Annotated in this window: 19 protein-coding genes and 1 pseudogene; 13 read left to right on the forward strand and 7 right to left on the reverse strand. The window is 74.9% G+C overall.

The window, feature by feature from the left end:
* Positions 1-29 precede the first annotated feature (29 nt).
* From ACFVZH_RS16805 to ACFVZH_RS16815, 3 genes are read left to right on the forward strand one after another with little or no spacing between them, the layout of a single operon-like run.
* Positions 30-1,277: an APC family permease gene (locus ACFVZH_RS16805; protein WP_384897896.1), complete on the forward strand. Its 1,248-nt coding sequence runs from the start codon at positions 30-32 to the stop codon at positions 1,275-1,277.
* A 32-nt stretch (positions 1,278-1,309) separates the two neighbouring features.
* On the forward strand, positions 1,310-2,656 hold the full coding sequence (locus ACFVZH_RS16810; RefSeq protein ID WP_384897898.1) for a lysine N(6)-hydroxylase/L-ornithine N(5)-oxygenase family protein: 1,347 nt from the start codon (positions 1,310-1,312) through the stop codon (positions 2,654-2,656).
* Positions 2,657-2,703: 47 nt separating this feature from the next.
* Positions 2,704-3,396 carry a pyridoxamine 5'-phosphate oxidase family protein gene (locus ACFVZH_RS16815; protein WP_384897900.1) on the forward strand — a complete coding sequence of 231 codons (693 nt, stop codon included), beginning with the start codon at positions 2,704-2,706 and terminating at the stop codon, positions 3,394-3,396.
* A 33-nt stretch (positions 3,397-3,429) separates the two neighbouring features.
* Here the strand turns inward: ACFVZH_RS16815 and ACFVZH_RS16820 are convergent, their stop codons facing one another.
* Both ACFVZH_RS16820 and ACFVZH_RS16825 read right to left on the reverse strand, forming a co-directional pair.
* Positions 3,430-4,368: a sigma factor-like helix-turn-helix DNA-binding protein gene (locus ACFVZH_RS16820; protein WP_384897902.1), complete on the reverse strand. Its 939-nt coding sequence runs from the start codon at positions 4,366-4,368 to the stop codon at positions 3,430-3,432.
* A gap of 87 nt (positions 4,369-4,455) precedes the next feature.
* Entirely contained in the window at positions 4,456-4,839 is a 384-nt protein-coding gene (locus ACFVZH_RS16825) for a DUF6479 family protein (protein WP_384897904.1), read from the reverse strand.
* Positions 4,840-4,991: 152 nt separating this feature from the next.
* Between ACFVZH_RS16825 and ACFVZH_RS16830 the strand changes: the two genes are divergently transcribed.
* Together ACFVZH_RS16830 and ACFVZH_RS16835 are read left to right on the forward strand one after the other, a co-directional pair.
* Positions 4,992-5,501 (forward strand): SigE family RNA polymerase sigma factor, encoded by a 510-nt coding sequence (locus ACFVZH_RS16830; protein ID WP_384897906.1) that lies wholly within the window; start codon positions 4,992-4,994, stop codon positions 5,499-5,501.
* Between the two features lie 68 nt (positions 5,502-5,569).
* Positions 5,570-6,874 carry a hypothetical protein gene (locus tag ACFVZH_RS16835; RefSeq protein ID WP_384897908.1) on the forward strand — a complete coding sequence of 435 codons (1,305 nt, stop codon included), beginning with the start codon at positions 5,570-5,572 and terminating at the stop codon, positions 6,872-6,874.
* A gap of 57 nt (positions 6,875-6,931) precedes the next feature.
* Here ACFVZH_RS16835 and ACFVZH_RS16840 read toward each other — a convergent pair whose 3' ends face one another.
* Both ACFVZH_RS16840 and ACFVZH_RS16845 read right to left on the reverse strand, forming a co-directional pair.
* Positions 6,932-8,623, reverse strand: coding sequence for a bifunctional 3'-5' exonuclease/DNA polymerase (locus ACFVZH_RS16840; RefSeq protein ID WP_384897910.1), 1,692 nt, complete (start codon positions 8,621-8,623; stop codon positions 6,932-6,934).
* Between the two features lie 67 nt (positions 8,624-8,690).
* The gene (locus tag ACFVZH_RS16845) at positions 8,691-9,941 is read right to left on the reverse strand and encodes a LuxR C-terminal-related transcriptional regulator (RefSeq protein WP_384897912.1); all 1,251 of its coding nucleotides are present in this window, start codon (positions 9,939-9,941) and stop codon (positions 8,691-8,693) included.
* A gap of 161 nt (positions 9,942-10,102) precedes the next feature.
* On the opposite strand from ACFVZH_RS16845, the gene ACFVZH_RS16850 reads away from it, so the two are divergent.
* Both ACFVZH_RS16850 and ACFVZH_RS16855 read left to right on the forward strand, forming a co-directional pair.
* Positions 10,103-11,032 (forward strand): NADP-dependent oxidoreductase, encoded by a 930-nt coding sequence (locus ACFVZH_RS16850; RefSeq protein ID WP_384898073.1) that lies wholly within the window; start codon positions 10,103-10,105, stop codon positions 11,030-11,032.
* Between the two features lie 77 nt (positions 11,033-11,109).
* Positions 11,110-11,667, forward strand: coding sequence for a GNAT family N-acetyltransferase (locus tag ACFVZH_RS16855; protein WP_384897914.1), 558 nt, complete (start codon positions 11,110-11,112; stop codon positions 11,665-11,667).
* A 165-nt stretch (positions 11,668-11,832) separates the two neighbouring features.
* Here the strand turns inward: ACFVZH_RS16855 and ACFVZH_RS16860 are convergent, their stop codons facing one another.
* The 3 genes from ACFVZH_RS16860 to ACFVZH_RS16870 form a co-directional block, all read right to left on the reverse strand.
* Positions 11,833-13,953 (reverse strand): FtsX-like permease family protein, encoded by a 2,121-nt coding sequence (locus ACFVZH_RS16860; RefSeq protein WP_384897916.1) that lies wholly within the window; start codon positions 13,951-13,953, stop codon positions 11,833-11,835.
* The gene (locus ACFVZH_RS16865) at positions 13,947-14,831 is read right to left on the reverse strand and encodes an ABC transporter ATP-binding protein (protein WP_384897918.1); all 885 of its coding nucleotides are present in this window, start codon (positions 14,829-14,831) and stop codon (positions 13,947-13,949) included. The genes ACFVZH_RS16860 and ACFVZH_RS16865 overlap by 7 nt, the downstream gene beginning before the upstream one ends.
* Before the next feature lie 70 nt (positions 14,832-14,901).
* Complete coding sequence (locus ACFVZH_RS16870; RefSeq protein WP_384897920.1) at positions 14,902-15,720, reverse strand: NAD(P)H-binding protein; 819 nt, start codon at positions 15,718-15,720, stop codon at positions 14,902-14,904.
* Positions 15,721-15,793: 73 nt separating this feature from the next.
* Between ACFVZH_RS16870 and ACFVZH_RS16875 the strand changes: the two genes are divergently transcribed.
* The 6 genes and pseudogenes from ACFVZH_RS16875 to ACFVZH_RS16900 all read left to right on the forward strand — a co-directional run bounded on the left by ACFVZH_RS16875 (position 15,794) and on the right by ACFVZH_RS16900 (position 20,432).
* Entirely contained in the window at positions 15,794-16,183 is a 390-nt protein-coding gene (locus ACFVZH_RS16875; RefSeq protein ID WP_384897922.1) for a winged helix-turn-helix transcriptional regulator, read from the forward strand.
* The gene (locus ACFVZH_RS16880; RefSeq protein WP_384897924.1) at positions 16,180-17,310 is read left to right on the forward strand and encodes a DUF2786 domain-containing protein; all 1,131 of its coding nucleotides are present in this window, start codon (positions 16,180-16,182) and stop codon (positions 17,308-17,310) included. The genes ACFVZH_RS16875 and ACFVZH_RS16880 overlap by 4 nt, the downstream gene beginning before the upstream one ends.
* 75 nt (positions 17,311-17,385) lie before the next feature.
* Positions 17,386-19,515 (forward strand): FUSC family protein, encoded by a 2,130-nt coding sequence (locus tag ACFVZH_RS16885; protein ID WP_384897926.1) that lies wholly within the window; start codon positions 17,386-17,388, stop codon positions 19,513-19,515.
* Positions 19,516-19,593: 78 nt separating this feature from the next.
* The gene (rpmG, locus tag ACFVZH_RS16890; protein WP_384897928.1) at positions 19,594-19,758 is read left to right on the forward strand and encodes a 50S ribosomal protein L33; all 165 of its coding nucleotides are present in this window, start codon (positions 19,594-19,596) and stop codon (positions 19,756-19,758) included.
* Between the two features lie 7 nt (positions 19,759-19,765).
* Positions 19,766-19,843: pseudogene (locus ACFVZH_RS16895) on the forward strand (50S ribosomal protein L31); the annotation flags it as partial.
* Between the two features lie 376 nt (positions 19,844-20,219).
* Positions 20,220-20,432, forward strand: a complete 213-nt coding sequence (locus tag ACFVZH_RS16900) for a DUF397 domain-containing protein (RefSeq protein WP_173861569.1) — start codon at positions 20,220-20,222, stop codon at positions 20,430-20,432.
* The last annotated feature ends 95 nt before the right edge of the window (positions 20,433-20,527 follow it).

The raw sequence follows: 20,527 nt of genomic DNA on the forward strand, positions 1-20,527 counted from the left end.
TCGGTGTGGGGCGGTATGGAGGTGACGTTGTGACGGATGTCGTGGCTCGGCCGGAGGCGGTCGGGAAGGGCTCGGGGCTCGGGGTGCGGGCTCTGGTGGTGTTCTACGTCAGCAGTCTGGTGGGGACGGGGATTCTGCTGGTCCCGGGGCTGACGGAGCGGCAGGCGGGCCCCGCCGCACTGCTCGCGTGGCTGGCGCTGGCGCTCAGCTCGTACCCGTTCGCGCGTTTCTTCGCGGAGATGTCGGCGTGGCGGCCGGACGCCTCGGGGCTGGCCGCGATGGTGGAGGCCGGGTTCGGCCGGCGGCCGGGGCGGGCGGCGGCGCTGCTGCTGGTGGCGACGTACGTCATCGGGAACCCGGTGATGGGCATCGTGTCGGCCCGCTGCCTGCTGGGCCTGCTCGGCGCGCCCGACGGCCCGGTGTACCCGCTCGCCATCGGCTTCATGGCGCTGTCCGCCGCGTTCACCCTGCTGGGTCTCACGGCCGGTGCCCGCGTCCAGGCCGCCGCGCTGGTCGTGCTGCTGCTCGGGCTCGGCGGGGCCGTGGTCCTCGCGGTGCCGCGCTTCGACGCGGGCCAGTACACGCCGTTCGTCACGCACGGCTGGGGCGGGGTCGGCATCGCCGTCGTGACCGCCTTCTTCTCCTTCCTCGGCTGGGAGAACGTCTCCACGCTCGCCGAGCAGGTCGACGACCCGGCCCGGAGTTACCGGCGGGCGATCCGCTGGGCGGTCCCGATCGTGGGTCTGCTGTACGCGGCGGTGACGGCCGCCTATCTCGCCGTGCCCGGGAACGAGCCCGTCGTCATCACCGCCCTGCTGGGCGCCTCGCTCGGCGAGGGCGGCGCGATCGCCGGCGACCTGCTGGCCCTGGGGCTCGCGGTGGTCGCGACCAACGCGTGGGTCCTCGGCGCGACGCGGGTGGTCCGGGCCGCCGCCCGCGAGCGGATCCTGCCGCGGCGCCTGGCCGCCCGCCCGGTGCCCGCCACGGTCGCGCTGGCCCTCGCCTACGCGGCCGTGCTCGGCGGCCTGACCCTCGCCGGCACCGGCGAGGAGCTGGTGCTCGTCGTCACCAGCAGCGCCTTCCTGCTGCTGTACGTGGCCGCCGCCGCGGCCGCGCTGAGGGCGCGCGGCACCGGGCGCGCGCTGCGCGTGACGGCCGCCGTGACGCTGCTGATCGCCGCCGTGTTCCTCTCCTTCGCCGGTACGGGGCTGCTGTTCGCCCTGGCGCTCGCCGCCCTCTGCGTCGCGCTGACGGCGACCCGGGCCCGTACCTCCTGAACCACTCTCCGATTCCCCGAAAGGTTTCCGCCATGAACGAGACCACCACCCCCGTCTACGACGTCGTCGGTGTCGGCTTCGGGCCCGCCAACCTCGCCCTCGCGATCGCCATCGAGGAGTACAACGAGGGGGCCGCGCCCGGCGAGGAGCTGACGGCCGTCTTCCTGGAGAAGCAGCCGAGCTTCGGCTGGCACCGGGGCATGCTCATCCCGGACGCCACCATGCAGGTCTCGTTCCTCAAGGACCTCGCCACGCTGCGCAACCCGGTGAGCCGCTTCGGCTTCGTGCCGTATCTGCACGACCGGGGCAGGCTGGTCGACTTCATCAACCACAAGGCCCTGTTCCCGACCCGCGAGGAGTTCCACGACTATCTCCAGTGGGCCGCCAACGGCGTGGACCACATGGTCCGTTACGGCCTGGAGGTGACCGCCGTCCGGCCGGCGGACCGGGCGGGCCAGGACGGCCCCGTCGTCGAGGTCGACGTCGCCGCCCTGGGCGGTGCCGGCAGCGGCTCCGAGGCGGAGGCCGTCACCTACCGGGCGCGGAACCTGGTCATCGGCACGGGCCTCGTGCCCCGGCTCCCCGAGGGCGTCGAGTCCTCCGAACGCCTGTGGCACAGCAGTGAGTTCCTGCACCGGCTCGCCGCACTGCCGGGGGGCGCCCCGCGCCGGTTCGTGGTGGCCGGGGCCGGGCAGAGCGCCGCCGAGATCGCCGACCACCTGCACCGCACGTACGAGGACGCCGAGGTCGTGGCCGTGCACACCCGGTACGGGTACAGCCCGGCCGACGACAGCCCGTACGCGAACCGGATCTTCGACCCGGAGGCCGTGGACCTCTACCACGGCGCCGACCCGTCCGTCCGCCGCACGCTGATGGACTACCACCGCAACACCAACTACGGCGTGGTCGACATGGACCTCATCGAGGAGCTCTACCGCCGCTCGTACCAGGAGAAGGTGCGCGGCGAGCAGCGGCTGCGGATCCTCGGCGTCACCCGGCTCACCGGGGTCGAGGAGGGCCCCGACGGCGTCCGTGTCGAGGTGCGGAACCTGGCGACGGACGAGACGGAGACGATGACGGCCGACGCCGTCGTGTACGCCACCGGCTACAGCGAGCCCGACCCGACCCGGCTCCTCGGCGAGCTGGACTCCGCGTGCCTGCGCGACGAGGACGGCCGGCTGCGGGTGCGCCGCGACTACCGGGTGGAGACCGCGCCGGGCGTGGAGGCCGGGATCTACCTGATGGGAGGCACCGAGCACTCCCACGGCATCACGGCCAACCTGCTGTCGATGGCCGCCGTCCGGGCCGGCGAGATCTGCGACTCCCTCGCGGAGCACCGCCGTTCCGACAGGCGGGCGCCGGTGGCGGTGACGGGCTGAGACCCCGTACAACACCTGCACACCGATACGCGGAGCGAGAGGGAACCATGAGCACCACCACCGCCACCCCCGACGGCGGGCCGGCCGTCACCGAGCGGACCCGGCTGCGCCGCATGCGGGAGAAGGGCAGCCACCGCCGCGCCGACCTGGACGCCGTGCTCGCCGCGGGCTTCCTCTGCCACCTCGGGGTCACCGTCGACGGGACGACGATGGTGGTGCCGACCGTGTACGGAGTGGACGGCGACCGGCTCTACCTGCACGGTTCCGTCGCCAGCCGCAGCCTGGTCCAGGCCCCGGACACCACCGTCTGCGTCACCGTCACCCACGTCGACGGCCTGGTCCTGGCCCGGTCCGTCTTCGAGCACGGCGTCAACTACCGCTGCGCGATGGTCTACGGCGTTCCGCGGATCGTGACCGACCCGGAGGAGAAGCTGCGCGGCCTGCGGGCCCTCACCGAGCAGAGCTCCCCGGGGCAGTGGGAGTACGCACGGCAGCCCAGCCGCAAGGAGCTGGCCGCGACGTCCGTGCTCGTGCTCGACCTCACCGAGGCGTCCGTGAAGACCCGCAGCGGCCCGCCGGACGACGGCGACTCCGAGGACGCGGCGCTCGGCCTGTGGGCGGGGGTCCTCCCGGTGGTGACGACCTTCGGCGAGCCGGTCGCCGACCCCGTCCTCCCGGCGGAACTCGCCCCGCCGGCCCACATCGCCTCCCGCGCGGGCCGCCCGACGGACGCCGCGTAGACCCTGCCGGGGCGGGGCGGGGCGGTCCCGTCCTCAGGCCGCGTTCCTCCCGTCGAGGAGCCGGAGGTCCAGGCGGCTGAGGTGGTCCGCGTCGGCCAGGAGGTCGACGGAGGTGATCAGGTCGTGGAGGACGGTGAAGCCGAGGACGGTCGTGGCGTCGCCGCTGCCCGCGGGGTCGCCCTCCACCAGGCCCGCCATGCCGTCCACGAGGGCGGGGCGGGCCGCCCTCGCGTGCCGGGCGACCGGCCGGGCGACCGCCGGGGCTCCGTGCGCGGCGGCCGTCCCGGCGCGTACGGCGGCGGCGTCGGCCCGGAGCACGACGTCCGGGTCGAGCAGCGCGAGGAGGGCGTCGAGGTCGCCGTTGCGCGCGGCCGTCAGGAGGGCCGCGACGATCTCGCGTCCGCGTGCGGGATCGGGGTGCGGCATCTCCTCCGCGCCGCCCACCCGGTGCCGGGCGCGGCCGGCCAGCTGTCGGGCGGCGGCCGGGGAGCGGTCCAGGATGCCGGCGATCTCCTCGTAGGGCTCGGAGAACAGGTCGTGGAGGACGTACGCCAGCCGTTCGGACGGCGTCAGGCCGTCCAGGACCAGCGCGAGGTCCGCACCGTCGGTGTCGGCGTCGGCGGCGAGCAGCGCCCGCCGGCCGGGGTCGGAGACCTCCTCGGGCCGGCGCGGCCGGTTCGGTGCGCCGGCGGCCCAGGGGTCCCAGGGGTTCCATGGTTTCCCCCAGTGGCTCTCGCGGGCCCGGAGCCGCTCCAGGCAGACCCGGCCGACGACCTCGGTCGGCGGGTCCCCCCGCCGCACCGAGGCCCGTACGGCCTCCCGTGCCGCGCGCAGCACCGCCTCCCGTACGGCGTCGTCGGCCTCGTCGAACGTGCCGAGCAGGCGGTACGCGACGGCCCGCAGCCGCTGCCGCTCCTCGTCGAAGCGGGCGGCGACGGCCCGGTCGTCCCTGTCGTGGTTGTCGTGATCCACGGGGCGTGACCTCCGTGACGCGGGATGCGGCCGCCGTCGGGGTGCCCTGGGGGACCGTCCCGACGACGGCCCTGGGATCGTCCGGCGTCAGTCGCCGTGTCCGGTGCCCCCGCTGCCGAAGCCGCCGCTGGAGATCCCGCCCCACTTGCGCTTCTCCTCGCTGGGCGGGTCGGGGGAGGTCTCCGTCCCGGAGCCCTTGAGCTGGTACGGCATGAGCCGGTGCTCGCCGTCGGTGTGCGGCATCTCGGCCGCCCTGCGGTATTCGGACGATTCGCCGGGCAGCGCTCCGGTGTCGGGCCGGTGCGGCTGCTCCTCCGGCTTGGGTGTCTCGGATTCGCGGTCGCGGACGCGGAAGCCGAGCCAGACCGCGCCGATGAGCACGCCGACGATGACGAGCCCGCCGAGAACCTGTCCAAGCCCTGACTGCCAAACCCCAGCGGCCAGGATCTCTGCTGCGCTGAGAGTGTTCATACCTTCAGGATTACCCGATTCCGCTTCTTCGGATACGTCGGGCGGCAATCCCCTCGGAAATACCCGGGACCATCTGAAACATTTCCGCACTCCCATCGCGTCAATGAGGTGTACGGCGACCACGCCATGTGACCGAGAGGGAAGGGAGGGGCATGAGAAAGTCCCGCGCGGACGAGTTCCTGGAGTTCGCCTCCGCACGCACGGGGCACCTTTTCCGGTCTGCCTGCCTGCTGACCAGCGGCGACACCCATCTCGCCGAGGACCTCACCCAGGAGACGCTGGGCCGGATGTACGCGCTGTGGGGGCGCATGGCCCGCGTCGGCAACCCCGCCGCCTACGCCCAGACCGTGCTGGTGCGCACGTTCCTCAGCCACCAGCGGCGCCGGTCCGCCACCGAGCGGCCGCTCGGAGAGCTCCCCGACCGCGCGCCCGACAACGGCGAGGACCCCGCGCTCCGGATCGCGCTGCTCGACGCGCTGGCCGGCCTCGCACCCAAGGACCGGGCGGTCGTGGTGCTGCGGTACTGGGAGGACCGCAGCATCGAGGAGACCGCCGACGCCCTGCACGTCAGCTCCGCCGCGGTGCGCACCCGCTCCGTGCGCGCGCTGGCGAAGCTCCGGGAACGGCTCGGCGGCAGCATCACGGAGTTCGCCGCCCGCTGAGCCCGCGACCCGAGCTCGTACTCCCCTGACAGACTTCCCACCCACGAACCGGAAACGGTGGTTTCGGCATGCCCCAGAACGAAGGTCTCCCGTACGAGGACCCCCAGGGCGGGGGATTCGAGGAAGAGCTCGGCGCGGTCCTGCGCCGCACCGGCGACGGCTTCTCCGTCGACGGCCGGCGCGAGCTCGTCGCCGGTGGACTCTCCCGCGGCCGCCGCCGCCTCGTGCGCCGCCGCCTCGCGGTGGCCGGCGGAGCGTTCGCGCTCGCCGCCGTCGGCATCGGCGGCGCCTACGGAGGGTCCCTGATCGGCTCCGAAGGCAAGACGAAGCCCACCAGCGTCGCCGCGGCCCCGAAGCCCCGCCCTGCCTCCGGCACCGCCACCCCCCAGAAGCCGGGCCAGGCGCAGATCCCGGTCAAGGACCTCGCGGCCGTCCTCAAGGCCCGCACCCCGGCCGGCCGGTGGGAGTTCGCCGACCTGGACGGCACGGGCCAGTCCGTCGCCGGCGTGTACGACGACGGCCACGGCAAGTCGGCCGTCTCCGTCGGCCTCTACCGCGCCGGCACCGGCGGCGAGGCGGGCTCGGACCAGGTCGAGTGCCCGAGCAAGGTCTACGTCCCCTACGACGACTGCACCACCGAGCGGCTGCCGAACGGCGCCCGGCTGATGATCCTCCAGGGGTACGAGTACCCCGACAAGCGCGAGGAGACCAAGGCGTGGCGGGCGGTCCTGCTCACCAAGGACGGCTTCCTGGTCGACGCGAGCGAGTACAACGCCGCCGCCGAGAAGGGTTCCCCCGTCAGCCGTGAGAACCCGCCCTTCACCCCGGCCCAGCTGAAGGCCCTCGTCACGGCCGACGCCTGGCGTCCGCTGCTCAAGCAGCTGCCCCAGCTGTCGCCGTCGAAGGTCACCCCGGGCAACGAGCCCCAGCAGCCCGCCGAGCCGGCCGGCACCTCGGTCCGGACGACCCTGCACGCGCTGCTCCCCAAGGGCCTGAAGGTCACGGACAAGGGCGGCGAGGGCGAGGGCGGCTTCCTCGTCGTCGACGACGGCAAGGGCAAGAGCCTCGTCCAGATCAACGTCCAGCCGAACATGGGCGACGTGGCAGGCCAGCTGTTCGGCAGCGGGAACGTCACCACGCTGCCCGACGGCCGCAAGGTCAAGCTCACCCAGCAGCCCGGTGAGAAGGGCGGCGCCGGCGTCGTCTGGTGGACCGCCGACACCATCACGCCCGAGGGCTTCCGGGTCGTCGTCTCCGCCTTCAACACCGGCGCCCAGCACGAGGACGCCTCACGCGCCGAGCCCGCGCTGACGCTGGCGCAGCTGAAGGCCATCGCGCTCAGCCCCAAGTGGCAGAAGCTGCCCGTGAAGTAGTCCGCTCCGCACGGGGGAGAGGGGTGGCGGGCCGACCCGCCGCCCCTCGCCGCGCGTCTACTTGGCGTCCGCGTACCGCTCGACCGTGGCCGTCGTGAACGGGAAGCGCACCGGCGTCTCGCCGAACGCGATCCGCCCCGCCTCGTCCCCGGCCGCCCGGATCGCCGCCGTGACCGCCTCGGCCTCCTGCGCCGGACAGTGCACGATCACCTCGTCGTGCTGGAAGAACACCAGCTCCGCCCGCATCCCCGCGAGGGACCGCCGCAACGCCGCCAGCATCAGCAGCGCCCAGTCCGCGGCACTGCCCTGCACGACGAAGTTACGGGTGAACCGGCCGCGCGCCCGGGCGTTCCCGGAGGCGTACCCCGGGACGAACTCGCCGCTCTCCGGCTCCGGTTCGCCGGACTCCTGCGGAAGTCCCGCCTCGCCGTCGTCGCCCGAGCCGACCGCCCGCGGACTGGTCCTGCCCAGCCACGTCCGCACGAGCCGGCCCTCCTCGCCCGCCTTCGCCGCCTCGTCGACATAGGCCACCGCGCGCGGGAAGCGGCGCCGCAGCGCCGCCAGGTTCTTCAGGCCGTCACCGCTCGTCTGCCCGTAGATCGCGCCGAGCAGCGCGATCTTGGCGTGATCGCGGTCGCCGGAGAAGGCCCGGTCCGAGAGACGGGTGTACAGGTCGTCGGGATGCCCCGCGACCTCCATCAGCCCCGGGTCACGGGAGATCGCGGCGAGCACCCGCGGCTCCATCTGGTCGGCGTCGGCGACCACGAGCCGCCAGCCCTCGTCGGCGACCACCGCCCGCCGGATCACCTTCGGGATCTGCAGGGCCCCGCCGCCGTTGGTCGTCCAGCGACCGCTGACCGTGCCACCCGGCAGGTACTCCGGCCGGAAACGACCGTCCCTGACCCAGTCGGACAGCCACGACCAGCCGTGCGCCGTCCAGATCCGGTACAGCTTCTTGTACGCGATCAACGGCTCCACCGCCGGATGGTCGACCTCCTCCAGCTCCCAGCGGCGGGTCGACTTCAGCCGCACCCCGGCCTGCGCGAAGGCCCGCACCACGTCCGCCGGCAGATCGGGCCGGACCCGGCGGCCGAAGGCGGCGGACACCTCGTCCGCCAGCTCGGCGAGCCGGCGCGGCTCGCCCCCGCCCGCGTACCGCTCGCCGAGCAGCTCGTGCAGCAGCTCCCGGTGCACGTCCGCCCGCCACGGCAGCCCGTCCCGGTGCATCTCCGCGGCCACCAGCATCCCGGCCGACTCGGCGGCCGTGAGCAGCCGCATCCGACCCGGATGCTCGGCCCGCTCGTGCCGGCGCAGCTGCTCCGCGTAGACCGCGAGGAAGCCCTCGAACGGCACCGAGACCACCGGGCGCGGCTCGAAGAGCGAGTCCTGCGAACCCGGCTCGGCGCTGCGCTGCGGCGGATCGGGCGGCACCGGGGCGTCGCGCAGGCGCGCCCAGGCCGCCGCCGCCGACCGGGGCTCCCCGAGCCGTCCCTCGTGCCCCAGGAGCAGCTGCTCGGCGTCCTCCACGTCGTAGCACCGCTCGACGCGCACACCCGCGGCGAGCAGCCGCGGATACACCTCGGCCGTCGACCGCCACACCCAGCGGGCCACCTCCGGCCGGTCCCGGACGGCCGCCACCAGGTCCGGCTCGCGCCGCACCGGCCCCACGGGCGCGCCGTCCGGGCGGAGGGGGACGAGCAGCGCCCCGTCCCCCTCCGCCTCGGCCGCCAGCGCCCATCTCTCGCTCATGCGTCCGAGTCTGGCACCCGCCACTGACAAACCCCGGAAGCCGCCCCGGCGGCCCCGGAGACGGGCGCTACGCGGCCGCGTGGAAGAGGGCCGCCGCCTCGCCCCGGGAGTCCACGCCGAGCTTGGCGAGGATGTTGGCGACGTGGAACTTGACGGTCGACTCGCTGATGTGGAGCTCCTCGGCGATGCGTCGGTTGCGGTGGCCCAGGGCGAGGTGGCGGAGCACCTCGACCTCGCGTTCGCCGAGCCCGGTGAGCGGGTGGGCGGCCTCGACGGGCGCCTCGGGGGTGGCGAGCGGGATGACCGCGGTGATGGTCGTGCCCCAGCCCGGCACGATGTCCATGTCGAGGCGGCCGCCGAGGACGTCGACGCGGTCGCGGACCGTGCCGGCCCCGAGGTCGCAGGGGGCCAGCGCGCCGGCGCCGTCGTCGCGCACCGAGGCGCGCAGCTCGTGCTCGGTCAGCTGCCAGCCGACGTGGACCCGCCGCACCGAGTCCTGCTCCAGGACGACGAGGAGGAGCGCCCGGACGATCGCCCGGGCGCTGTGGGCGACGTCCGCCGCGAGGGAGCGGTCCGAGTCGGGTGCGCCGAGGTCGAGGCGGACGGGGCTGTGGCGCAGCATCGGCCGCAGTTCGCCGGCGAGACGCTCGAAGGCGTCCTGGGCGGGCTCCTCCGCGAGCGCCCGGTCCCGGCGTTGCGCCGCCCGCATCTCGATCAGCGCCGAGGCGGCCAGGTCGGTCGCGGTCGCCCGGGCCGTCGTGTCATCGAGGGCGCGGCTGCGCAGCACCCCGAGGACCCCGGAGAGCGCGGCCGTGTGCGAGGCCGTGAGCTCGGCGATCACCCGGGCCCGGGTGTCGGCGGCGGCCCGCGAGCGGGCCAGGGCGCCCGGCATCGCCTCGGCGGCGAACCGGTCGAAGTGGCTGGTCACCAGGTCCCAGAGCGCCTGGGCGACGGCCAGTCCGGCCGGGTCCGCGGCGTCCGGGTCCGCGCCGTCCTCCCGGACGAGCACGAGGAGCGCGCCGCGCCGGGTCGCGTGACTGCTGACGGCGACGACCTCGCGCTCCCGGCCGCCGATCGTCGCCACGCCCTGCCAGGGGCTGCCGGGCACGCCCGCCGCGAGCAGCGGCGCCAGTTCGGCGGCGGTCGGCCCCTCCGTTCCGCCGGTCGTCTTGAAGGGCGAATGGGCGCAGTGGGTGGAGAGTTCGGCCGCGTCCACGTGCGGGACCAGCGGGGCGAGGGCGGCCGAGACCTTGGGGAGGATCTCCCCGAGCGGCTGCCGGAGGATCTCGTACACGGTGGTCAGCGTGAGCGCGTCCATGCCGTGCAGCGTAATCGCGGGAGGACGGCCGGCGGCCGGTCTTTCGGACAGGTGGGACTGGCCGTTGGGAGGGCGGGGAGCCCGTGACGGGGGAGGCAGGCTGGAGCACATCGAAGAGCGGGATCACCGAACAGGCAGCGCTGGAGGCAGAGATGGCCGGTATGGAAGCGATCGTGTACGAGGAGTTCGGCGGGCCCGAGGTGCTGCGCCACGCGACCGGCGTCGCCGTGCCCGAGCCCGGCCCCGGCGAGGTCCGGGTCAAGGTGGCGGCGGCCGGTCTCAACCCGGTGGACTGGAAGCGCCGTCACGGCTGGGTAGAGGAGTTCTACCCGACGACCTTCCCCGCCGTGCCCGGCCTGGAGTTCGCCGGCACCGTCGACGCGCTCGGCGAGGGCGTCACCGGCCTGGCCGTCGGCGACGAGGTCCTCGGCTGGACGAAGACCGGCGCCTACGCCGAGTACGCCATCGCCGGCATCGTCGCCCCCAAGCCCGCCGGCCTCTCCTGGGCGAGCGCCGCGAGCCTCCCGGTGGCCGGGGAGACCGCGCAGCGGGTCCTGGACCTGATCGGCGTACGCAAGGGCGAGACGCTGTTCCTCCACGGCGCGGCCGGCGTCGTCGGCTCGGTGGCCGTCCAGCTCGCGGTCGCGGCCGGGATCACGGTCGTCGGCAGCGCCTCGGAGTCCAACCACGCCTACCTGCGCGAACTCGGCGCGATCCCCGTGGCGTACGGGGACGGCCTGGCCGACCGGGTCAGGACGGCAGCACCGGGCGGTGTCGACGCGGTCTTCGACGCGGCCGGCCACGGCGTGCTGCCGGTGGCCATCGAGCTCCTCGGCGGAGAGGGGACGGCGGACAAGGCGCGGATCGCGACCATCGCCGCCACGGACGCCGCCGAGTTCGGGATCGTCTTCTCCGGCGTCTCGGGGGACCCGGACGACGTGCGGCGCGGGCTCGCAGCCCAGGCCCGCCTGGCGGCGGAGGGCGCCCTCACGGTCCGCCTGGCCGACACCCTCCCCCTCAAGGAGGCCGCCCGCGCGCAGGAGTTGAGCGAGACGGGCCACGTACGGGGCAAGCTGGTCCTCGTCCCGTAGGGCCCGCTCCACGGGCGCCGCCGGGTGAGAGGATCCCTCCCGACCGTGAGTGCTGTGCGACGTGGAAGGCGGCGACGATGTACGCGATGTCCCTGGGAGACGACGGCGCGGAGCTGCGCCCGCTGGAACCGTGGCAGGCCGACGAGTTCCTGGCGCACATCGACCGGGGACGGGAGTTCATCGGGGCCCGCAACGGGCTCCCCGACGTCGTGACCGACCTGCAGTCGAGCCGGGCGTTCCTCCGCCTGTACGCGGAGAAGGTGGCGGCCGACACGGGCCGCATCCACGGCATCTGGTCGGACGGCACCTTGGTCGGCGCCGTCATCCTCCGCACGCTCGACGTCAAGAACGGCAACGCCGAGGCCGGCTGCTGGCTGGAGCCGGCGGCGGTCGGCAGGGGCCTGGTGACCCGGGCGGCCCGCGCCCTCATCGGCTGGGCGATCGAGGTGCGCGGGATCCACCGCGTCGAGTGGGTGGTCAACTCCGACAACGAGCCCAGCATCGCCGTGGCCCGGCGTCTCGGCATGACGAAGGACGGTGTCCTCCGCCAGAGTTACCCCTGCCGCGGCACCCTCCACGACCAGGAGGTCTGGTCGGTCCTCGCGCCGGAGTGGCGCAAGGGGGCCGGCGCCTAGACGGCACCCGGCCTCACGCGCGCGCGTGAGGCCGGGTGGGTATGAGGCCGTGCCCGCGTGACGCCCCGTGGGCCTGAGGCGGGTCTGGGGGCGCGCGGGCGTGGTGGGACGGGGCGGTGACCCGGCTCCGACCCTTGTCACCGCCCCGTCTCCCACCATGGCCGCTCAGCGCGTGAGGCGCCACGCGGGGAGGGCCGAAGAGGCGACGGCGACCACCGCGCACACGGCCGCCGCCGCGCCGACGGGGGCCCACGGCAGGGCCAGGGCGACGGGGGCGGAGAGGGCGGCGAGGCCCGCGCCCAGGGTGCCGAGGACGGCGGCCGTGACGGCGAGGCCGAGGAGGCCGCCGACGGCGACGGCGAGCGCCGCCTCGCCCGCCACCACCCGCAGGATCTGGGCGCGGGTGGCTCCGGCGAGCCGGAGCGAGGCCAGCTCGCCGCCCCGCACGGAGGTCGCCATCAGCAGGGTGTTGGCGAGACCGATCACCGTGTAGACGAGCGCGATGCCGAGGACGAGGATCATGCCGAGCCGGTTCTGCGGGTTGCCCGCCCGGTGGCCGGCGTCGGCCCAGGCGTCGGCGGTCCTGACGGTCCCGCCGCTCGCCTCCAGGGCCCGTGCCGTCGCCGCGCCGCCGCCGCTCGCGTCGATCCGGTCGAGGGCTGCGCCCGGAGCGTTCGCCCGGGTGACGTAGGGCCCGTTGTCGCCGGTGCCGAGGGCGAGGACGGCCGCGACCCGCAGCCGCACCGGCCCGCTGCCGTCGGCCCGCCAGACCTCGACGGTCTCGCCGACCCGGTGCCGCTCGAACTCCTCGTTGATGACGATCGACCGGTCGTCCAGGTCCCGCAGGTCCCCGGCGACCACCGGCAGCCGGGCCAGCTCCGCGAAGGCCGCCGGGTCGGCGACCGCCCGCGCCCCGTACTTCACCACGGCCTCGGCCCCGTCCCGTACGAAGACGGAGGTCGCCCCGGTGGCGGACACGAGGGCCCCGGCCGGCGCCGTCACCGCCCGCAACTTCTCCCCGGTCACCACGTACTGAGCGGTCGTCTGTTCCCGTGCCTCGGCCTCACGCGTGCGCGTGACGCTCGTCGCCGAGCCGAAGAGGGTCCCGGCGAGCGCCACGGTCACCAGGACGGGCGCGGCGATGGCGGCGGTACGGCGCACGGAGGCCGCGCTGTTCTCCCGTACGAGCGTCCCCACGGCCCCCCGGAGCCGCAGCAGCCGGGCCACCGGCCGCACCAGGAGCGGGGAGAGCAGGGCGACGCCCCCGGTGAGCAGCATCGGCAGGGTCGTGTACGTTTTCCGCTTGAGCAGCTCGGACGGTTCGGTGGCGTACGTCCAGGCGAGCATCCCGGCCCCGGCCAGGAGCAGTCCGGTCCCGAGGACGGCCCGGCCCAGGGGCAGGACGTCGGTGTCGACGTCCGCGTCGCGCAGCGCGGCCGTCGGGCCCACCCTTCCGGCCCGCCGCGAGGCGGCGACGGCCCCGGTGAGGGCGACCGTCACTCCTGTCCAGAAGGCGGCGTGGAACGGCCAGGCGGCCTCGCCGATCGTGAACCACGCGGGGGCGAGGCCGCCGTCGACCAGGGTTCGCGCCAGCACCGGCGCTCCCAGGCCGCCGAGCGCGCACCCGGCGGCCGAGGCGAGCACGCCGAGCGCCGCCGCCTCGCCGAGGAGGAGTCGCCGGACCTGTCCGGGGGTGGCCCCGGCGGTCCGCAGCAGCCCGAACTCGCGGCGGCGCAGGGCCACGGCGAACGCGAACGTGGAGGCCACGACGAAGACGGAGACGAAGGCGGTGACACCGCCGGAGGTGCCGAGCAGGGCGTTGAGCGCGGTGAGCGCCCGGGTGTCCCGCTCGGGGTCGGGGTCGGCGCGTACCCGCTCCGCGCCGGTGAGGACCTGCGCTCGCCGGCCGACGAGGGCCCGGACCTCGTCGGCGGGGGCGTCCACGCCGACGGCGTCGGGGGCGCCGTCGCCCGGGGGAGCGGTGACGGTCCAGCGGGCCCGGAGCTCGCGCAGCAATCCACTGTCCACAGGCTGTGGACGGTCGAGCGGCCGCGCCACGGGCACGGTGTCGGGCCCGCGCCGTACGTCGAGCACCAGCCGGTCGTGGCCCAGGACGACGACGGGCGACGAGGCGAACCGTTCGGGAGAACGCGGGGGCGCGTGAAGCGTCGCGGCCAGCCCGAGCCCCATCGTGGTGAGCAGCCCCACCCCGAGGGCCAGCGCAACGAATCCCCCGAGGAAGGAGGCCCAGCGGGCCCGCAGCCCGGTCAGCACGACGGTCAGCACGCCGGACCCCCCACGACCGCGCCGGCACCGGCACCCGCCGTCGTCACCGCTCCCGCCCGAGCCTCGGCCTCCGCCTCGGCCTCCGTATCCGTCTCCGCGTCCGACCCGGCGCGGGCGCCCGGCCCCGGCGGCGCTCCCGCCCCGTCGCCGTCCTCCAGGCCCGCCATCCGGGCCGCGACCGCCTCCACCGTCGGGGCCTGCAGTTCGCCCGCCACGCGCCCGTCGACGAGGAAGACGACGCGGTCGGCGCGGGACGCGGCCACCGGGTCGTGGGTGACCATGACGATCGTCTGTCCGTCCCGGTCGACGAGCTCCCGCAGCATGCCGAGCACCTCGCGGCTCGTCGTCGAGTCGAGCGCGCCGGTCGGTTCGTCGCCGAAGAGGACGGCCGGCCGGGTGATCAACGCCCGTGCGATGGCGACCCGTTGCTGCTGCCCGCCGGAGAGCTCGCCGGGCCGGTGGCGTTCCCGCCCGGCGAGCCCCACGCGCGCGAGTGCCTCCCGGACCTCCGTACGGGCCGGGCGGCGGCCCGCCAGCCGGAGCGGCAGGGCGACGTTCTGCGCGGCCGTCAGGGAGGGCAGCAGGTTGAAGGACTGGAAGACGAAGCCGATGCGCTCGCGCCGCAGCAGGGTCAGGCGCCGTTCGCTCAGCCCGTCCAGGGCGACGCCGCCGACCGCCACGCTGCCGGCGGTGGGCCGGTCGAGACCGGCGGCGCACTGGAGGAGCGTGGACTTGCCCGAGCCCGAGGGGCCCATGACGGCGGTGAAGGTCCCGGCGGCGAAGTCGAGGTCGACGCCGTCGAGGGCGCGGACGTCCCGGTGGTGCCGGGTGAGCCCGCGGAGCCGTACGGCGGCGGTGGCGGCGGTAGTCGTGGTCATGGCTCAAGCGAACCGTTTCGGCCCGCTCGGATCACGACCGCTGAGGGGCGTCCCCGGGGTATGCCTGGCCCTACCCCTTCCGTACGGCCTTCACGAACACGTCGAGCGCGTCGAGGGGTTCGCGCCCGCCGAGCAGCGCGCGCAGGTCGCTCTCGACCCCCGTGCCGTCGAGGAAGCCGTGGGCGATCGCCGAGTACGTGCTCGCCAGCATCGGGACCTGGAAGGGGACGGCCCCGGACGCGGCGACGGCGGCACGGGCGTCCGCGAGCGTCCCGGGGGCGTAGACGGCGCCCAGGGCCTCCGCCAGGTCGGCGCCGCCGAGGGGGCGCTCGCCCACGAGCTCGTAGACCCGGCCGCGGTGCGCGGCGGGATCGGTGGCGACCGAGACGGCGACGTCGGCGAGGTCCGCGCGGGCGACGGCGGCGAGCCGTCCCTCGCCGAGGGGCCCGGTGATCCGGTTCCCGGCGTCGGGCGCGGCGATCCAGGTGAGGAACTCGGCGTACAGGCCGTTGCGGAGGATCGTCCAGTCGAGCGTGGCCGACCGGCGAAGCCGCCGCTCGGTCCAGCGGTGGGCGAGGGCGTACGCGAGATGGTCGCCGTCGCCGGAGAGGCTCGTGTAGACCACGTGCCGGACGCCCGCCCGCTCGGCGGCCGAGATCGCGGCCTCGTGGCGGGCGACGACCGTGTCGTCCTCGCCGTACCCGGCGGAGATCAGGAGCAGCGTGTCCACCCCGGCGAAGGCGTCCGGCAGGGTCTCCGGCGCGTCGAAGTCGAGCCGGCGGGTGCCGGGCAGCCCGGCGCGGGTCCCCAGGACGACGTCGTCGCGGCCGGCCAGCCGTTCGGCGACGAGCGCGCCCAGGGCGCCGGAGACACCGGTGACGAGCAGCATGTTTTCCCCCAGAGGTCGTGACGGCTGAGATCATCGTGGGGGGACGGACGGAATCGCGGAAGGAGGCACATCGATGTCGGAGGGGCACACGGAGGTAACCACCGAGCCCTTGGTGAGCTGCGCGGAGGACTGTGGCGTGCGGGACGTGCAGGACCGTCTCGGCGACAAGTGGACCGTGCACGTGGTCGTCGAACTCGCCTCGGGGCCGCGGCGGTTCAGGGAACTCCAGCGCCTGGTCACCGGCATCTCGCAGCGGATGCTGACCCTGACCCTGCGCCGCCTCGAACGCGACGGCCTCGTCTCGCGGACGGTGTACCCGACTGCCCCGCCGCAGGTGGAGTACGCGCTGACGGAGACCGGCCACAGCATGACCCACCTCATCAAGCGGCTGGTCGACTGGTCGCTCGACCACCGTGCGGTCATCGCCCGGTCGCGCGAGGAATGGGACGCGAGGACGGCATGAGCACCACGATCGACAGGGCCTTCGAGGCGCTGTACGCGAGCGACGACGGATCGCTCGACACGGCGGCGTCGCTGCTCGCCGCCGACCGGGGCGCGGACGGGGAACTGGCCCGGCGCGGCGAGGAGTTCCTCCGCACCCTCTGGGGCCGCGGCTGGCAGCCCGCCGACCTCGCCCGGACCGTCCGCCGCGAGCTGGCGGACGAACACGTCCGCCTCCTGTCCGCCCTCGTCAGGACGGAGACGGCCGGGTACGCCAGGCTGCCGCACCGCTGGCGGGCGCAGCTCGACGAGCTGGACGACACGGCCGCCCGGCCGACGGACCGGTTCTCGTACGCGACGACCGTCCTGGAGCTGTACCGCCTGCTGGTCCGGCTGCCCCGGCTCGACGCCGTCGGCCCCGCCCCGGGCGACGCGCTGCCGCCGGCGGCCGCCGGGGAGCCCCGCATGCTCACCCGGATCAGGGCGCTCCTCGCCAAGGCGGAGGCGACCGGCTACCCCGAGGAGGCGGAGGCGCTCACGGCGAAGGCCCAGGAGCTCATGGCCCGCCACAGCCTCGACGAGGCGACGCTCGCCGCGGGTGCGCCGACGCCGGAGACGCCCGGCGCGATCCGGATCGGGGTGGAGCCGCCGTACGAGCAGGCGAAGGCGATCCTGCTGGACGCGGTCGCCACGGCGAACCACTGCCGGGCCGTGTGGAACGAGACGTACGGCTTCTCGACCGTGATCGGCTTCGAGGCGGACCTCGATCCGGTGGAGCTGCTCTACACGTCGCTGCTCGTCCAGGGCACGGCGGCGATGACGCGGGCGGAGGCGGAACAGCGGGCGGGCGGCCGCAAGCGCACCAAGTCCTTCCGGCAGTCCTTCCTGCTCGCGTACGCCAACCGGCTGGGCGCCCGCCTCGCGTCGACGTCCCGCCGCGTCGCCGCCGAGGCCCCGTCGCTCCTGCCCGCCCTCGCCTCCCGGGACCTGGCCGTCACCACCCGCACGGACGAACTGTTCCCCGAGACCCGCACCACCCGTGTCCGCGCCGCCTGGGACGAGGCCGGCTGGAACCACGGAGCCTCGGCCGCCGACCAGGCCGGGCTCCACCCCCACCGCCCCTCGCTCCGGGACCGCCCCACGCCGTAGGGGCCGCCCGGCGAGGGCCTGGGCAACATGGGGCGAAATGCCCGATTGATGCCCTATCGCGGATACGCTCGGCGCATGAGTTGGCTTCGGGCGCTGAAGGAGACCTCCCGCTCGGGGCTCAGCATGGAGCGGCGGCGGCTGGAGCCGGCCGTCGCGGCGCGCGGGGCGCTGGGACTGGCCCTGGTCATAGGGGTCTCGCTCGCCCTCTTCGGCCCCGCCGTCGCCGTGTCGTCCGCCTTCGGGGCGTTCCAGGCGGCCATCGCCACCTTCCAGCGGTCCTGGCGCCCCCGCCCCACGCTGGCGCTCGCCTCCGGGGCGAGTCTCGCCGTCTCCACGTTCCTGGGCTATCTCACCGGCACGCACGAGGCGCTCTTCCTGGCGCTGCTCCTCTGCTGGACGTTCCTCGCGGGGCTGGCCTGGGCCGCCGGCCCGACCGCCGGCATCATCGCCTCCTCCAACGTGGCGATCATGCTGGTCACGGTCACCCTCCCCACCTCGGTCGCCGAGGCCGCCGGCCACGCCGCCATGATCTTCGTGGGCGGTGTCGTCCAGGCCGCGCTGGTCGTCCTCCTCCCGGTCCGCCGCTGGGGTGCCCAGCGCGACGCCCTCGCGGACGCGCTGGCCGCGGAGGCGGACTACGCCCGCCGCCTCCGCCACGACCCGGTCGCCCCCTTCGACCCGGTCCCGCTCATGACGGCCCGCAGCGCCGCCGCCGTGACGCCCCGCCAGGCCCGCCGCCGCCCGGCGGAACTCCACGGGGCGCGGGGCATCGCCGAGCGGATCCGCCCGGTGCTCGCGTCGCTGGCGGATCCCGCCGTCGGGGTGCCGAAGGAGGGCCCCGAGCGCGACCGGGTCCGGGAGCTGCTCGCCGCGGCGGGCGCGCTCCTGGACGCCGCGGCCCACGCGATCCGGCACGGCGAGCCGGTCACCCTGCCCCCGCCGGCCGTCGCCGCGCTCCGCACCCCCGACACCGGTTCCATCCTGTCCGGCCCGTCCCGCCGCGCGGCCCTCCGGCTCGCCGCGCTGCTGGGCGACGTCGTGGAGACGGCGGAACCGCGTACGGAGACGTCCGCGCGCCGGAGCGCGGAGGCGTCGTCGCGCGGGGCCGCGGCCGGGGCGGGGCCGGCGGCGGCCGCCCGGAGGGCCCCCGCCGGCCGGACCCGGCCGTCCCTGGTGCGCCTCGCTCCGATCGTGGCCGCGAGCATGCGCGCCGAGCTGCGGCCCGACTCGCCGGTGCTGCGCCACGCGGTCCGGGTCTCGGCCGTCACGGCCACCGGCTACCTCCTGGGGGCGGTGTTGCCGTTCGGCCACGGCTACTGGGCGCCGATGGCGTCGGTCATGGTGATGCGGCCGGACTTCTCGCAGACGTACGCCCGCTCGGTGGCCCGGTTCGGCGGCACGCTCGTCGGGGTGGCGCTGGCGACGGCGGTGGTGCAGTCGGCCCACCCGGGCGTGTACCTGTCCGCCGGGCTGGCGGTGCTGTGCGCCTTCGGGATGTTCCTGCTGGTGCGGACGGGGTACGCGGCCGGCCAGGTCTTCGTCTCCGCGTACGTCGTCTTCCTGCTGGACATGGAAGGCGCGGGTTTGACGCAGACCGTACGGGACAGGGTGCTGCTGACCCTCCTCGGCGGGCTCCTCGCGATGCTGGCGTACGCCGTCTACCCGGCGTGGGAGACGCCCCGGCTGCGGGGGCGGCTCGCGGACTGGGTGGCGGCGGTGGGCCGGTACGCGGCGGCCGTCACCGCGCGGTACGCCGATCCGGCCGGCCCCGCCAGCCCCGACGTCCGGGAGGCCCTCCTGAACACCCGCGCGGCCCGGGTCGCCTGGCAGGAGGCCCTCGCCCGGGCCACCCACGAGCCGGTGCGCCACCGGGGCCTGTCGCACGCGGCCGCGGAGCAGGCCGAGCACGCCCTCGCCGAGTTCGGCCGGGTGGCGATGCTCCTGGAGGCGCACCTGCCGGAACGCGGGGCTCCGGCCGTGCCCGCCGCCGCGACCCTCGCGGAGTCCCTGCACCGGGCGACCGAGCGGGGCGCGAAGGAGGTCCGGGAGCGCCGGGTCCCGGAGTGGGACGACCTCCGCGACACGGCCGCCGCCTGGTCCGCCGACCCGCCGGACCACTTCCTCCTGCACAAGGGCGCCGACCTCCTCCTCGAAGCCCTGGACGAGGTCACGGTGGCCCTGACGGGCTCCACGCGCGTGCGTTAGGAAGGCTCCGCGCACGGGGTGACGTACCTCTCCGTACAGATATTGGAAATGGGAACCATTTTCATTTACTCTCGCATCATGGCACGCAACGAACTCCGTCCCGTGGTCAGGCTCCGGTCCACCGCGGGCACCGGATTCACCTACGTCACCCGCAAGAACCGCCGCAACGACCCCGACCGCCTCTCCCTGCGCAAGTTCGATCCGGTCGCCGGCCGTCACGTCGACTTCCGAGAGGAGCGCTGATCCACCCGTGAAGCCCGCAATCCACCCCCCGTGCGGGCCCGTCGTCTTCCGCGACGAGGCGGGCGGCTTCGCCTTCCTCGGTCGGAAGCGGTACGGAAGGCGCGCCGACGACCCCGGGGCAGCCCGCTGACGATTCCCGTCGCCCTCTCCGGAGGACTCCCCTCCGGAGAGGGCCGTGCTGCCGCGGGCCGGCTCCCGGTGGGATCCAAGATCAGGAGTCGTAGGATCGAACGGAGTGCGCACGCGGAACCGCACGGTGCGTCAAGAGCGTCCTGACGACGGGACTTGCGCCGAACGCGGCGGTAGCACGCTGAGTCGCGTAGTCGCTACGCCACCCCGCGTGCACGTGCATCTGCTCATGCAGCTGCATGTGAACACAGCTATGATCCGAGGAAGTTGACACCTGCACCAAGCAACTCGGGGAGCTACCAGTGCACCATGCGCATCACGCGTACAACGGCATGGCGGCCACGGAGCTGCGCGGTGTCGTGTGGCAGAAGAGCAGGCACAGCAACTCCCAGGGATCGTGCGTGGAGTTCGCCAAACTGCCCGGGGGAAACGTTGCCGTGCGCAACTCGCGGCACCCCGAAGGGCCCGCGCTCGTCTACACGCCCGCGGAGATAGAGGCACTCCTGCTGGGCGTCAAGGACGGGGAGTTCGACCACCTGGTCTGACCGGTGGAGCCCGCCCGGCTCAGTCGATGACGGCCGCCCGGCTCACCCGAGGGCGGTGGCCCGGTTCCCCGAGGGCGACCCGGGTCCGTCCGATG

It is taken from the genome of Streptomyces sp. NPDC059534 (assembly GCF_042743475.1).
Taxonomy (GTDB): domain Bacteria; phylum Actinomycetota; class Actinomycetes; order Streptomycetales; family Streptomycetaceae; genus Streptomyces.

Coding starts and splice junctions, on each gene's coding strand:
- ACFVZH_RS16885 (WP_384897926.1), top strand. CDS start 17,386: ATGAGTTGGCTTCGGGCGCTGAAGGAGACCTCCCGCTCGGGGCTCAGC.
- ACFVZH_RS16835 (WP_384897908.1), top strand. CDS start 5,570: ATGCCCCAGAACGAAGGTCTCCCGTACGAGGACCCCCAGGGCGGGGGA.
- ACFVZH_RS16840 (WP_384897910.1), bottom strand. CDS start 8,623: ATGAGCGAGAGATGGGCGCTGGCGGCCGAGGCGGAGGGGGACGGGGCG.
- ACFVZH_RS16850 (WP_384898073.1), top strand. CDS start 10,103: ATGGAAGCGATCGTGTACGAGGAGTTCGGCGGGCCCGAGGTGCTGCGC.
- ACFVZH_RS16810 (WP_384897898.1), top strand. CDS start 1,310: ATGAACGAGACCACCACCCCCGTCTACGACGTCGTCGGTGTCGGCTTC.
- ACFVZH_RS16855 (WP_384897914.1), top strand. CDS start 11,110: ATGTACGCGATGTCCCTGGGAGACGACGGCGCGGAGCTGCGCCCGCTG.
- ACFVZH_RS16830 (WP_384897906.1), top strand. CDS start 4,992: ATGAGAAAGTCCCGCGCGGACGAGTTCCTGGAGTTCGCCTCCGCACGC.
- ACFVZH_RS16825 (WP_384897904.1), bottom strand. CDS start 4,839: ATGAACACTCTCAGCGCAGCAGAGATCCTGGCCGCTGGGGTTTGGCAG.
- ACFVZH_RS16865 (WP_384897918.1), bottom strand. CDS start 14,831: ATGACCACGACTACCGCCGCCACCGCCGCCGTACGGCTCCGCGGGCTC.
- ACFVZH_RS16900 (WP_173861569.1), top strand. CDS start 20,220: ATGGCGGCCACGGAGCTGCGCGGTGTCGTGTGGCAGAAGAGCAGGCAC.
- ACFVZH_RS16875 (WP_384897922.1), top strand. CDS start 15,794: ATGTCGGAGGGGCACACGGAGGTAACCACCGAGCCCTTGGTGAGCTGC.
- ACFVZH_RS16845 (WP_384897912.1), bottom strand. CDS start 9,941: ATGGACGCGCTCACGCTGACCACCGTGTACGAGATCCTCCGGCAGCCG.
- ACFVZH_RS16870 (WP_384897920.1), bottom strand. CDS start 15,720: ATGCTGCTCGTCACCGGTGTCTCCGGCGCCCTGGGCGCGCTCGTCGCC.
- rpmG (WP_384897928.1), top strand. CDS start 19,594: ATGGCACGCAACGAACTCCGTCCCGTGGTCAGGCTCCGGTCCACCGCG.
- ACFVZH_RS16880 (WP_384897924.1), top strand. CDS start 16,180: ATGAGCACCACGATCGACAGGGCCTTCGAGGCGCTGTACGCGAGCGAC.
- ACFVZH_RS16815 (WP_384897900.1), top strand. CDS start 2,704: ATGAGCACCACCACCGCCACCCCCGACGGCGGGCCGGCCGTCACCGAG.